Raw genomic sequence first — 11,843 nt, 5'->3', positions numbered from 1 at the left:
TAATTTTACCAAAATATGAAATTCTATCTGATTGTCATCGAATATCATTAAGTTGATGTCAGATCGTTAGTAAGCGAGGGTCTTCCGAATGGTTACCGATTCCGAAAAATATCCGATAGGATCGTTTCAAGCCAACTTTCAGCCGACCTTGCAGGAGCGGCAAGATGATATTGATCAGATTTCCGAACTAGTCGTACATTTAAAAGAAGCCGTTTATTCGTTTCACCCTGACGATTGGCAAAAATCTTATCGCGATGGAGGATGGACTATTCATCAGATCGTCCATCATCTGGCGGATAACGATATGAATGCTTATCTTCGGTTCAAGCGGGCATTAACGGAACAGAATCCCATTGCCGCTTCTTATCGCGAGGAGTTATGGGCGGAGCTTGCCGATTATAGCGATGTGCCTCTCCAGTTATCTATTTCGTTGCTGGAGGCGCTTCACAAACGGTTTTATGTTCTGCTTGCCAGCTTGCAGCCTGAGCAATTTAGCAAAACGCTGGTTACTTCGGCTTTAGGAAGCATTACGCTGGATATTGCCCTGCAACGGTTTATTTGGCATCATCGGCATCATTTGGCTCATATCGTATCAGTCAAGGAGCGCTACAGCTTATAAAACATGAAAGGAGCAAGAAAAATGCCCACCATTGTGAAGGCGGAGGCTGCCGACTTGGAACAGATTTTGAACTTGCAGCATCTTGCTTACCGGAGCGAAGCGGAAATCTATTCTGATTTTACGATACAGCCTTTGACGCAAACGTTGGACCAAATAGAAGAAGAGTTTTTGCAGTGGCACTTCTATAAGGTTGAGCTAGACGGAAAGCTTGTAGGGTCAGTCCGCGCGCAAATGAAGGAAGGGACTGTTGCTATCGGCAAGCTGATCGTGGACCCAAGCTATCAAAATCAAGGCTTCGGAACAGCGCTAATGACATATGCGGAGCAACAATTTGAAGCGGCGGAACGTTTTGAATTATTTACAGGCAGCAAAAGCATTCGCAATTTAAGCTTGTATAATAAATTAGGGTATTTACCATTTTATGAAAAACAAATTAATGAACAGCTGTCTTTAGTATTTTTACAAAAGAAGCGAGCAACGAAGAGGAGCAATGAGGATGACGCTGCAATATAAAAGGCTGAATGCAGAAGTAGATGAAATTCCTTATGGATTACTAGAGCTGGCGGACCCGTCCAAGTCGATGGTCGAGGACTATATCCGGCGAGGACAATGTTATTTGGCTTTTTTGGAAAAAGAACGGGTGGGTCAATTTGTTTTACTCCACACACATCCCAAAACGATAGAAATTGTCAATATTTCCGTGGAGGAAAGCTTTCAGGGGAGAGGGTTTGGCAAAGAGCTTGTTCTGAAAGCCATTGAAACGGCTAAACAGCTTGGAGCGCGATCTATAGAAATCGGTACAGGAAATTCGAGCATTCAGCAGCTCCGCTTGTATCAAAAATGCGGATTTCGGATAGCAAGCATCGACCATGATTTTTTTGTCCGTCATTATGAGGAGGAAATAATCGAGGATGGAATCGCTTGCCGCGATATGATCCGGCTAAGGCTCGATATTTTTTAAGGGGATTTGGGTTTGTAAATGAACAGGAGGGATGAAGCGATGTATGAATACATTTTTGTCGACACCTCTTTGGGAGGATTTTTTACCGAGGCTACGCATCGAGAAACGATTGAGCAATACGCCAAGGAAGGATGGCGGTTAGTTCAAGTTTTGCCTACGGAATATAATGGCCATGGTAAGCCTACCTATTATGAAATCATTTTTGAAAGACCCGTTAATGGTGATTCGACAACCACATAATAGACAGCACAGGAGGAATCGACCCGATGATTACAATAAGAACGATTTTGACTCATGAGACGGAGCCGTTTTGGAATTTGCGCCTGGAAGCTTTGAAGTCGAATCCGGAAGCTTTTGGCAGCACATACGAGGATGCGGCCGCCGCATCTCAGGAGACCATTCAAAGCAGGCTAACGTCGAATGAAAACCAGTATGTGCTGGGAGCCTTTGCTGAACATGACCAACTTGTTGGAATGGGCGGTTTCTTACGAAAAACAAACACAAAAGAGAGACATAAAAGCTTTGTATGGGGCATGTATGTGACGCCCTCCCACCGAAAACAGGGCATCGCCCGGTTATTGCTCCAGGAAATGATAAATCGCTCCTTTCCCATGGAGGGTCTGGAGCAAATTCAATTATCCGTCGTCACTTCCAATGTGGATGCGCGCAGTCTCTATCTATCTTTAGGTTTTGAACCATTTGGATTGGAACGGGAAGCGCTGAAGCATCGCGGAGTCGCTTACGACGAAGAGCATATGGTGTATTGGGTGAGAGGAAAACAGGATGATCATTTGGATTAATGGAGCGTTTGGTTCAGGCAAAACGGGGACCGCTTATGAGCTTCATAGACGATTGCCAAACTCCTTTGTATACGATCCCGAAAATGTAGGGTTTTTTTTGAGAAAACATATACCGAGGACGATGATAGGCGATGACTTTCAGCAGCTTCAAGCTTGGAGGTCATGCAATTTTTCTATTCTAAAAATGATTGCCGAGGGGGCGGAAGGACCAATCATTGTGCCAATGACCGTCGTCGATCCATTGTTTTTTGACGAAATTGTAGGGGAATTGCGCAGAGCGGGCATTGAGGTCAATCATTATGCGCTTTGCGCATCCAAGGAAGTATTGCTGGGCCGCTTAAAGAAACGGTTTGATGGACCGGAATCATGGGCGGCCAAACAAATCGACCGCTGTATGGAAGGGCTGTCCAAAGAGGTATTCAGACTTCATATCAATACGGACCATCTATCGATTGACCAAGTTGTTGAACACATTGCGGGACATGCTGGATTGGAGCTTTTGCCGGATAAAAGAAGCGAAGCCCGCAAATTGATAGATAGACTCTGGACTCAACTGAAGCAAATCCGCTTTTAGCTAGATTCGTTTATACAAGTGCATAACTTTTAGGAGGCCGTATACGTATGATATTGGAAGTTGCCGTTTTAAATATAAAAGCGGGAATGACGACACAATTTGAGGCCAATTTTAAAAGGGCGTCCGCTCTTATTTCTAGTATGAAGGGGTATATCAAGCATGAGCTTAAGCGTTGTTTAGAAAACGATCACCGCTATTTATTGCACGTGGAGTGGGAAACGTTGGAGGACCATACGGAAGGCTTTAGGCAATCCCCGGAATACTTGGAATGGAAGGCGCTGCTGCATCACTTTTATGATCCATTTCCACTCGTTGAGCATTATGAAGTCGTCATGTAAGGCCTGAAATGGGAGACAAAACATCATAGAGCACTTACACCTGAACATTTTATGGATTATATATTAAATAATTTATGGATAAAAAAGGATTATTAAAATATAATTAAGGGGAGCTCTGCGAGTGGTTACTGATTTAAATGTCATTATTGAGAAGGATTTAAGATTTAGAAACAAGCTGTTAATTACGGGGTTAACCGTTATATTGTTTTTAACTCTATTTTCTTATAGCGGAGTGGAAATAAACTCATCTGTGCTTCTTAACATAGGTTTAGAGATTTTTGGATGTGCGGGCATTATTTTTTGGTTTGTCGCTAAAAAAAGCGATCGTTTATTAAGATGGGTCATTGTCACTTTCGCCGCGCTTGTGATGCTAAGCATGACGATTGTTTTACCTGATTTTTCTAACTTTAATATCGCGTATCTCATTTTAGCTTTTGGAGCCTTTTATAAAGATATAAAGGTTTATGTTTATTCCTTTGTTTTGGGTACGGCGCTTGCTTTCCATCTGTTGCTCAATGAGCAGGACGTGATGGACGTATCCAATTCAAAACAAGCGCTGTCTTATGACATGACTGGCATTTTCATAAATTTGGCTCTGTATTATTTAGTGGTCGGCGTCATGTTGTTTTTTTTAGTTTTTAGCGACAAATTATTTACTAAAAATTCTTTTGCCGTATATATGAGAACAGAGGAACTATCCGTTGATTTGGAACAAAAAAATCGAAAGATTTCTTATGGTGTCGAACATATTAGCAGCAACTCCAATAAGATTGATGAAATTAGTCAAATACATAGTCAATCCTTCGAAGACATGACAGTTGCCTTCAGAGAGCTCGGCACTGCCGCAAATGAACAATCGCAATCGATCAATGTGGTCAATGAGTCCATGATGGATGGACGGGCTCATTTAAAGAACCTCAAAGCCTATTTGGACCGTCTAGACTCGCATATGGGAATTACTCAGGAGGAGAGCAGCAGGGGCAAAGGGCTTATTGATGTGATGGGCGACAATATGGGGGGACTTGGCGAAAGTTTTCAAATGTTAAGCCATGATGTAGCCACACTGCAAAGCGATTTAGGTAAGTTGTCAAAGGGCAATTTGGAAATCCAATCGATTGCAAAATCTACGAATGTATTGGCTATTAATGCTAGTATTGAAGCCGCTAGAGCCGGACAAGCGGGCAGGGGATTTGCAATCGTGGCGGAAGAGGTTAGAAAACTGGCTTATGAGACCGATACTCTATCCAAATCTATTGTGGAGAGCGTCGCCTATATTTCTCAAAACTCTTTAAGAACAAGCAAATCGTTGGACGAGAATTATGGAAAAGTAAAAGAGGTTTTGCACTTAGTGATCACGACTACAGAGTCTTTTGATTCCGTTCGATCATTTGTCGGGGAGCTCAGACTTATGCTTACGGAAATGAATCAATCTGTAGACGTAATAAATGGCAAGGTTGACCAGACTAGTGAATCTTTAAAATCGTTCCTGGATACGGTGGAACTTAATACGGCAACTGTAGAGGAAGTATTGTCCACCGTAGAAATGTTATCGGAGCAAAACAAGCAAGTAGCTGCTGGAATTGCAAGTGTAGCTGAATCTGCGAGAACTTTGACGTCATCTTAGGAGGAACCCGATGAAAAAAATGTTGTTATCCACCACGAGTTTGCTGCTGGTTGCAAGTCTTGCTGTGCTAGGAGATTCTCCGGTTCAGGCGGGTAAGGAAAATCATCATCCTCCGGCCTGCAACAAGCCCTTCAGCACCATACAAAATCCTGAAAGCTTGTTCACCGTCTTTGATCCTGGGCTCGCCAATGAGCACTTTAAAGCGATGGATGCCATTATGCCTTATCATATTATTAAGTCTGGCAATCATTCGCCTCAGCCAAAGGTCAAGCTGAATAAAGGGCTGCTAAACACTCGGTATACATTTAACGGAACGACAGCTGCCGTTTCAAGCTTGCTTGACCGGACGAACACCAACGCCTTTATCGTTTCCAAAAAAGGCAAGATCGTCGCGGAGCAATATTTTAACGGATATAACGCGTGTTCTACGATTACTTCATGGTCAATTGCCAAATCGTTCCTGTCCGTCGCTTTAGGCGTGGCAGTGGAAGAGGGCAGCATTTCAAGCCTAAACGATTTGGTGACGAAATACGTTCCATCGCTAGAGTCCTCCGGCTATAACGGGGTTACGATTAAGCAGGTTTTGGAAATGTCCTCCGGAGTCAAATTTAATGAGGATTATACCGACTTAAACTCCGATATTAATTTTCTGATCCCTTATATGGTGTTGGATAACGGAAGTGTGGATGAATTTACAGCTGCATTGCCAAACGAAGCTCCGGCGGGGATTCACAAATATAAGTCGATTGATACACAAGTGATTGGTATGATTATTAAAGGCGCAACAGGAATGAATGCTTCCAAATACATAGAACAAAAAATTTGGAAACCGTCGGAAATGTCGGCGGATGCTTTCTGGAATACAGATTTAAGAGGCAATGAAATCTCTTTTGCGATGCTGAATGCCAAACCGAGAGACTATTTGAAATTTGGACAATTGATGCTGGACGGTGGAGAGTACAAGGGGAAGCAACTAGTTTCAGAGGAATGGATTGAACAATCGGTTACTCCTGGCCGTCCGGAATTGTATCCGGGCAATGCCGATCCGTATTTTGGCTACGGTTATCAGTGGTGGATTCCAAATGGAGCCGATTACGGCGAAGAATTTGTAGCTATTGGAATTTACGGACAGTACATTTATATAAATGAGGAAGAAGATATCGTCATTGTGAAGTTTTCGTCAGACCCTGCCATTATAATGAACGACGCGGAAGTGGTGGAAGCCTTTCGAGCCATTGCCAAAAAGAGCTAGCCATGATGGCTAGTTATGATGGAATGAGGTGGGAGGAGCCACAGGTTCCTTCCGCCAAAGGACAAGAAAACGGAATCTATTTTGGAATGGAAGCGGAGAAAGTAAAAGTATGAAGTTTATTTGGAGCTGGATCCCTTATTTGCTTTGGTTTGTGATGACGGTTGTGTTGATAGAAACAGACTTCCTGACGCGGCCGTTACCTTTTTTTCTGTATGGCTTATACTCCATTGTAGTCGCTCTCTTTTTGGAGATTATAAGAAACCGAGTGACGCAAAGGTACATACGTTTGCACAGCTGGAGAATTTTGCTTTATTTCTCGATTAATATCGCGATAGGCATCCCATTAAAGGTTATTTTGTTCTACACCAGCCTTCCTTCGCATGCCAATTTGTATTATATGTACGGATTGCGTTCGGCGGAGCTTATCGCTGACCAACAATATGGGCTGCTCCTTTATGCATGCGCCTGGTTTGCAGCCAATATGATTTTGCTTAAACCGGCACGGCTTAGTACGGCAGCATTGTTCGTCGCCAGTCCGATTATTTTATATATCACATCAGTGTTATGCGCTCCTCTGCTCTTTCAGTTATTGTTCCGTTGATGACGGGGATAGAAAGGTAGGTCCATTCATGATTCGAGTATGCGAAGCAAGCGAGCTTGAAACTATTTGCGAAATTATTAACGATGCAGCCGTCGCTTATAAAGGAATTATTCCAAGCGATCGGTATCACGAGCCCTATATGCCGATGAAGGAACTGGAGTCGGAAATAAGGGACGGGGTTGAATTTTGGGGATGTAGCGATGAGTCCGGTGAATTGATCGGCGTGATGGGTTTGCAGGATAAAGGAGAAGTTTGCTTAATCCGGCATGCTTATGTTAAAACGAAAATAAGAAACCGGGGCATAGGCGGAAAGCTGCTATCCCATTTGGCGCAGGCGACTGACAAACCGATTCTAATCGGGACGTGGGCTTCGGCAAGCTGGGCGATCAGATTTTATGAGAAGCATGGATTCGAGCTTGTCTCGGCGGAAGAGAAAGAACGGCTGTTGCGTCTCTATTGGAACGTGCCGGATCGCCAAATCGAGCTTTCCGTTGTTCTCCGAAATGGTGTCAAAGTGAATGGATGATTAATCGAAATCGAGGTGCTTTATGCCTTTTCAAGCTTTAGTGGAGACATTCCGGCAAAACGGCAACGAACAGAATGCGAAAAAAATGGACGCCTACATGAAAAACCATTTTGTTCATTTAGGAATAAAGGCGCCAATACGCAGACAATTGACAAAAGAGTTTGTGAAGGAACACCCCTTTCAAAAAGAATGGGTATCTACTTTATGGGAGCTGCCGGAGAGGGAGTTCCAGCATGTGGCGACCGATTGGCTCTGCCTTGGTCAGGTGAAAAAATCGCTGACAGCCGATGATTTGCCGCTGCTTGAGCGGCTTATTACGACTAAATCATGGTGGGATACTGTAGATGCCTTAGCGGCACACCCAGTGGGAGCCATTTTCCGCAGTGACGAACAAGCACGCGACGAATATGTCAAGCGATGGAACGAATCCGACAATATGTGGTTGAATCGGACAGCCATTCTTTTTCAGCTGCATTATAAAAAAGAAACGGACGAGTCCCTTCTGTACAGCACGATTGCGAGGCATATGGATTCCAAGCAGTTTTTTCATCAAAAAGCGATTGGATGGGCGCTGCGTGAATATGCAAAAGTGAATCCGCAATCGGTAATAGCGTTTGTTGAAGCTAATCCGCTGAAGCCGCTTAGCCGGAGAGAGGCGCTCAAACATCTGAAACAAAAGGTATCAGAATAAAGCAATTAGGAATGAAACGTCACGGGTTTGGCCTGTCCAAAAGGCTTTTGTTTCGGTTATAATGAGTGAGGAAAGTAAAAAGAAGAAAGTGGGAGCAGCATGGGTCGTAAATGGAACAATATTAAAGAAAAGAAAGCGTCCAAGGACGCCAATACAAGTCGTATATACGCCAAATTTGGCGTTGAAATTTATGTAGCGGCGAAGAAGGGCGAGCCGGACCCGGAATCGAACCGCGCGCTAAAAGTTGTTTTGGAGCGTGCCAAAACATACAATGTGCCTAAAGCGATCATTGATCGCGCCATCGACAAGGCAAAAGGCAGCGGAGATGAAAACTATCAAGAGCTTCGTTATGAGGGATTTGGTCCTAACGGCGCGATGGTGATCGTCGATACGTTGACCAACAATGTAAACCGTACGGCTCCCGCCGTTCGTTCGGCGTTTAATAAAGCTGGTGGCAGCATGGGCGTAAGCGGCTCTGTCGCATACATGTTTGACGCAACGGCCGTTTTCGGTCTTACTGGCAAATCTCTTGACGAGGTGATGGAGATTATGCTGGAAGCCGACGTGGGTGTGCGCGATATTGTGGAAGAGGACGAGTCGGTTATCGTATACGCGGAACCGGATCAATTCCATGCCGTGCAAGAAGCGTTCAAAGGAGCGGGCATTACTGAATTTACAGTGGCCGAGCTGACGATGCTGGCTCAAAACGATGTTGAGCTGTCTGGCGACAGCGTTGCTCAATTTGAGAAGCTGATCGACGCATTGGAAGATTTAGAGGATGTTCAGCAGGTTTACCATAATGTAGAGCTGCCGGAGTAACGCATACAAATGAAAACAAAAAGCCGCGACTGTAGAAGCCGCGGCTTTTTGTATAGGAGGAGGCTGGAGGGATGAAGGCCATATTGCAGCAATCGCAGTCGAAAACTCTTTATATCGGCGAAACCGAGGAGCCAAGTTCGGCATTCGGCGACCTTGTGGTACGCGTAAAGGCGACTGCGCTGAACCGTGCCGATTTGCTTCAAAAGCGCGGGCTATATCCGCCGCCGCCCGGAGCTTCTCCTTTGCTCGGCCTTGAAATGGCGGGCATTGTCGAGGAAGGGAGCGGCCCGTGGAAACCGGGCGACCGCGTCATGGCTTTACTGCCAGGCGGAGGTTATGCGGAGCGGGTCAGACTTCCGGCAGGCATGGCGATGGCCATTCCGGAAGGGCTATCCTTTGCGGAAGCGGCGGCCATTCCGGAAGTTTTTTTGACGGCCTATTTAAATTTGTTTTGTCTCGGTGGATTGGAAGCTGGGCACCGTGTGTTGATTCACGCTGGAGCAAGCGGAGTAGGGACGGCGGCTATCCAATTGGCAAAAGATGCGGGCTGTTTCGTCGTAGCGACGGCTGGCACAGAGAAAAAAAGAGCGGCTTGTCTTCAACTAGGCGCCGATTTGGTGCTGGATTACCGAAAGGGGCCGTTTCTGCCGGAGGTGCTTGACGCAACATGCGGCCAAGGCGTCCAACTCGTTTTTGATGTTATTGGGGCGGCTTATTGGGAGCAGAACATCGCGGCGCTTGCGGTGGACGGCAAATTAATCGTCGCGGGTTTGCTGGGCGGCGGAAAAGCGGAGGGGCTTCATTTAGGCCACTTGTTGTCCAAGCGGCTGCAAATTATCGGAACAGCACTGCGCAATTTGCCGCAAGAGCGCAAAGAAAAACTGACCGCGTCGTTTGCCGCTGAACAATTGCCAAAATTTATGTCAGGCAAACTTCATCCCGTCATCGATTCCATTTGGCATTGGAGCGAGGGCGAAGGGGCGCATCGCAAAATGGAGGAGAACCTTAATATTGGAAAAATCGTCTTGACCTTAGATTAACTCCAACCCACAGCCTTATTGGTGACATGCAAGCTGTCACTAATAGGCTGATATACTGAGCTTGACCTAAAGGAGGACTTCTCGCTTGAAACGATCGGATCGGCAAATGGCCATTGTTATGGCGCTCCAGCAAAGAGCGGAGACGGCGCAATCGTTGGCGGAGAAGCTGGAAGTATCGAGGCGAACGATTCTTCGCGACATGCAGTCGCTTGCCGAAATGGGCATTCCTATTTATGCGTTGTCCGGCCCTGCGGGCGGCTACCGACTAATGGAAGGCTATACGCTTCCTCCTCTGCAACTGGATGCCGAAGAAGCGCTTACCGTACTTTTTGCGCTAAACGCGCTGACCAAGCTTTCGGATTCGCCATTTCAGCAAGCTCGCTGGACCGCCGCCGACAAAATAAGGGCCGCGCTTCCGAAGGGAGTGCTGGCAAAGGTGGAGCCGCTGCTCACACATCTGGAAATCGAAATTCCCGATCGGCTGCAAAAGTCGCCATTTCTCGAGAAGCTGATCCAGTCTGCCGCTTCTTCAGCTTGGCTGCGCGTCTTGTACCGTTCGGAGCGGCAACAACGTTGGCTTAGGCTAAAGCCGCATAGAGTGTATACGGCGCATGGCTTTTGGTATTGCGAAGCTTTTTCAGCGGAACATGGCGAGGACCGCAGCTTTCGAGTCGACCGCATTCGGGAATTGGAGCTTGCTGTGGAGCCCGAACACGAGATTTCGGTACCGCCGGGTGAGCATTCGTCTGGCAGAGTAAGCTCAGAGGATAGAATCAGCATCGTAGCCAAATTGACCTACCGGGGAGCGCTGCTCGCCGAGCAGGATTTTCATTTCGGTCATCTTGTATCCCAACTGGACGATACGGAATGGGAGCTTCGATTTTTATGCCCGGCAAGCGAGTGGAAATGGACCGTCTCCTTTTTTTATTCGCTTGGAATGGAAGCTCTTGTGTTAGAACCGCAGTCGCTTAGAGATGAGCTGTACGCCATGGGAGAGAAGCTGAAAGATCGTTATGCAAAGAGCTAGTCTGCTCCACAAATAAGGTTGGAGGGTGATGGAATGGAGTCAAAGGAAAGGTTTGAGCGCGCGCGTACCTTCATTTACGAAAATGCTCGGCTCATTGACCGAAAAAGGTTTGCTTATTTATTTGAGGGAGGAAAAGCGGAGGATGTATGGTCTGCGCTGGGCTCTTATCAAAACAAGGATGGCGGCATTGGGCATGCATTCGAGCCGGACATTCGATGCCCGCAAAGTCAGCCTGTACCGACGGAAATGGCTTTGCATGTGATGGATGAGACAGGCCGATTCGATCCCCACTTGATGTCAGGCATTTTATCTTATTTAAAATCGATCACTTTGCCGGACGGCGGTTTTCCGTTTGCTTTTCGCAGCTTGATGGAATATCCGCATGCTCCTTGGTGGAAGACAGAGGATGATGGAGCGCCTTCGATTAATCCGACCGGAAACATATTGGGATTATTGCTGAAAAACGGCTATTTAGCGGAGTTGTCTGAAGAAGAATGGTTTTCCAAATCGATGAAGTTTATGTGGAAGGCTATGTTAGAGAGCGAGCTGAACGGATATCACGATGGCATTCAATGGATACACTTTTTGCAGTTTGCGCCGGAGACGGAGCATACAACTGAACTAAAGGGGAAACTGGATGAATGGCTCGCATCACCAGGCGTGATCGAACGCAACCCGCATGCGGAAGGATATGTTCATAAAGTGCTGGATTGGATAACGGACGAGGGCAGCTACGCGATCAAGTTTGTTGCGCCAGAAGAGCTGAATGCCCATTTGGATGAACTGGTTTTACAGCAGCAGGAAGATGGAGGCTGGCCGATTAGTTTCCCGGCTGTGAGCCGGCTTGGCGAGCTGGAATGGCGGGGAGCGGTAACCGTGGAACGGCTGAAAACGCTGAAGGCGTTCGGTAAAATGTAGTTTACAACAAATTGATGCAAATCTTTAGCATATTCCTTCATTTTCCGTTGCCC

General features: G+C 46.2%; 16 protein-coding genes. All 16 read left to right on the top strand.

Features of this window, described 5'->3' with window-relative positions:
• Positions 1-88: 88 nt before the first annotated feature.
• The 16 genes from ACFQZE_RS05665 (at position 89) to ACFQZE_RS05590 (ending at position 11,790) form a co-directional block, all read left to right on the top strand.
• Positions 89-619: a YfiT family bacillithiol transferase gene (locus ACFQZE_RS05665; RefSeq protein WP_379354536.1), complete on the top strand. Its 531-nt coding sequence runs from the start codon at positions 89-91 to the stop codon at positions 617-619.
• Between the two features lie 21 nt (positions 620-640).
• The gene (locus tag ACFQZE_RS05660) at positions 641-1,132 is read left to right on the top strand and encodes a GNAT family N-acetyltransferase (RefSeq protein WP_379354534.1); all 492 of its coding nucleotides are present in this window, start codon (positions 641-643) and stop codon (positions 1,130-1,132) included.
• Positions 1,116-1,580, top strand: coding sequence for a GNAT family N-acetyltransferase (locus ACFQZE_RS05655; RefSeq protein WP_379354532.1), 465 nt, complete (start codon positions 1,116-1,118; stop codon positions 1,578-1,580). Before ACFQZE_RS05660 ends, ACFQZE_RS05655 begins: the two co-directional genes overlap by 17 nt.
• Before the next feature lie 39 nt (positions 1,581-1,619).
• Positions 1,620-1,820: a DUF4177 domain-containing protein gene (locus ACFQZE_RS05650; RefSeq protein WP_379354530.1), complete on the top strand. Its 201-nt coding sequence runs from the start codon at positions 1,620-1,622 to the stop codon at positions 1,818-1,820.
• 26 nt (positions 1,821-1,846) lie between these two features.
• Positions 1,847-2,380, top strand: coding sequence for a GNAT family N-acetyltransferase (locus ACFQZE_RS05645; RefSeq protein WP_379354528.1), 534 nt, complete (start codon positions 1,847-1,849; stop codon positions 2,378-2,380).
• Positions 2,364-2,954 carry an AAA family ATPase gene (locus ACFQZE_RS05640; protein WP_379354525.1) on the top strand — a complete coding sequence of 197 codons (591 nt, stop codon included), beginning with the start codon at positions 2,364-2,366 and terminating at the stop codon, positions 2,952-2,954. Before ACFQZE_RS05645 ends, ACFQZE_RS05640 begins: the two co-directional genes overlap by 17 nt.
• A gap of 47 nt (positions 2,955-3,001) precedes the next feature.
• Positions 3,002-3,292 carry an antibiotic biosynthesis monooxygenase family protein gene (locus ACFQZE_RS05635; RefSeq protein ID WP_379354523.1) on the top strand — a complete coding sequence of 97 codons (291 nt, stop codon included), beginning with the start codon at positions 3,002-3,004 and terminating at the stop codon, positions 3,290-3,292.
• A gap of 121 nt (positions 3,293-3,413) precedes the next feature.
• Entirely contained in the window at positions 3,414-4,916 is a 1,503-nt protein-coding gene (locus ACFQZE_RS05630) for a methyl-accepting chemotaxis protein (protein WP_379354521.1), read from the top strand.
• Positions 4,917-4,926: 10 nt separating this feature from the next.
• Positions 4,927-6,168, top strand: coding sequence for a serine hydrolase domain-containing protein (locus ACFQZE_RS05625; RefSeq protein WP_379354519.1), 1,242 nt, complete (start codon positions 4,927-4,929; stop codon positions 6,166-6,168).
• 109 nt (positions 6,169-6,277) lie between these two features.
• Positions 6,278-6,769, top strand: coding sequence for a hypothetical protein (locus tag ACFQZE_RS05620; protein ID WP_379354517.1), 492 nt, complete (start codon positions 6,278-6,280; stop codon positions 6,767-6,769).
• Between the two features lie 28 nt (positions 6,770-6,797).
• Complete coding sequence (locus tag ACFQZE_RS05615; protein ID WP_379354515.1) at positions 6,798-7,295, top strand: GNAT family N-acetyltransferase; 498 nt, start codon at positions 6,798-6,800, stop codon at positions 7,293-7,295.
• Between the two features lie 22 nt (positions 7,296-7,317).
• Complete coding sequence (locus ACFQZE_RS05610) at positions 7,318-7,986, top strand: DNA alkylation repair protein (RefSeq protein WP_379354513.1); 669 nt, start codon at positions 7,318-7,320, stop codon at positions 7,984-7,986.
• Positions 7,987-8,085: 99 nt separating this feature from the next.
• A complete protein-coding gene (locus tag ACFQZE_RS05605) occupies positions 8,086-8,805 on the top strand; it encodes a YebC/PmpR family DNA-binding transcriptional regulator (RefSeq protein WP_379354511.1) in 720 nt (239 codons plus the stop codon).
• A gap of 71 nt (positions 8,806-8,876) precedes the next feature.
• Positions 8,877-9,845 carry an NAD(P)H-quinone oxidoreductase gene (locus tag ACFQZE_RS05600; RefSeq protein ID WP_379354509.1) on the top strand — a complete coding sequence of 323 codons (969 nt, stop codon included), beginning with the start codon at positions 8,877-8,879 and terminating at the stop codon, positions 9,843-9,845.
• 85 nt (positions 9,846-9,930) lie between these two features.
• Positions 9,931-10,872, top strand: coding sequence for a helix-turn-helix transcriptional regulator (locus ACFQZE_RS05595; protein ID WP_379354507.1), 942 nt, complete (start codon positions 9,931-9,933; stop codon positions 10,870-10,872).
• Between the two features lie 33 nt (positions 10,873-10,905).
• A complete protein-coding gene (locus ACFQZE_RS05590) occupies positions 10,906-11,790 on the top strand; it encodes a hypothetical protein (RefSeq protein ID WP_379354505.1) in 885 nt (294 codons plus the stop codon).
• Positions 11,791-11,843 lie beyond the last annotated feature (53 nt).

It is taken from the genome of Paenibacillus sp. GCM10027627, from assembly GCF_042675505.1.
In the GTDB taxonomy this organism is placed as follows: Bacteria; Bacillota; Bacilli; order Paenibacillales; family Paenibacillaceae; genus Pristimantibacillus.
The sequence above is the reverse complement of the archived record's forward strand: the minus strand, read 5'-3'. Positions and strand labels throughout refer to the sequence as shown.

What these genes read in the sequence shown, in the direction of transcription:
- ACFQZE_RS05665 (WP_379354536.1), top strand. Translation starts at nt 89, where the DNA reads ATGGTTACCGATTCCGAAAAATATCCGATAGGATCGTTTCAAGCCAAC.
- ACFQZE_RS05660 (WP_379354534.1), top strand. Translation starts at nt 641, where the DNA reads ATGCCCACCATTGTGAAGGCGGAGGCTGCCGACTTGGAACAGATTTTG.
- ACFQZE_RS05655 (WP_379354532.1), top strand. Translation starts at nt 1,116, where the DNA reads ATGACGCTGCAATATAAAAGGCTGAATGCAGAAGTAGATGAAATTCCT.
- ACFQZE_RS05650 (WP_379354530.1), top strand. Translation starts at nt 1,620, where the DNA reads ATGTATGAATACATTTTTGTCGACACCTCTTTGGGAGGATTTTTTACC.
- ACFQZE_RS05645 (WP_379354528.1), top strand. Translation starts at nt 1,847, where the DNA reads ATGATTACAATAAGAACGATTTTGACTCATGAGACGGAGCCGTTTTGG.
- ACFQZE_RS05640 (WP_379354525.1), top strand. Translation starts at nt 2,364, where the DNA reads ATGATCATTTGGATTAATGGAGCGTTTGGTTCAGGCAAAACGGGGACC.
- ACFQZE_RS05635 (WP_379354523.1), top strand. Translation starts at nt 3,002, where the DNA reads ATGATATTGGAAGTTGCCGTTTTAAATATAAAAGCGGGAATGACGACA.
- ACFQZE_RS05625 (WP_379354519.1), top strand. Translation starts at nt 4,927, where the DNA reads ATGAAAAAAATGTTGTTATCCACCACGAGTTTGCTGCTGGTTGCAAGT.
- ACFQZE_RS05620 (WP_379354517.1), top strand. Translation starts at nt 6,278, where the DNA reads ATGAAGTTTATTTGGAGCTGGATCCCTTATTTGCTTTGGTTTGTGATG.
- ACFQZE_RS05615 (WP_379354515.1), top strand. Translation starts at nt 6,798, where the DNA reads ATGATTCGAGTATGCGAAGCAAGCGAGCTTGAAACTATTTGCGAAATT.
- ACFQZE_RS05610 (WP_379354513.1), top strand. Translation starts at nt 7,318, where the DNA reads ATGCCTTTTCAAGCTTTAGTGGAGACATTCCGGCAAAACGGCAACGAA.
- ACFQZE_RS05605 (WP_379354511.1), top strand. Translation starts at nt 8,086, where the DNA reads ATGGGTCGTAAATGGAACAATATTAAAGAAAAGAAAGCGTCCAAGGAC.
- ACFQZE_RS05600 (WP_379354509.1), top strand. Translation starts at nt 8,877, where the DNA reads ATGAAGGCCATATTGCAGCAATCGCAGTCGAAAACTCTTTATATCGGC.
- ACFQZE_RS05590 (WP_379354505.1), top strand. Translation starts at nt 10,906, where the DNA reads ATGGAGTCAAAGGAAAGGTTTGAGCGCGCGCGTACCTTCATTTACGAA.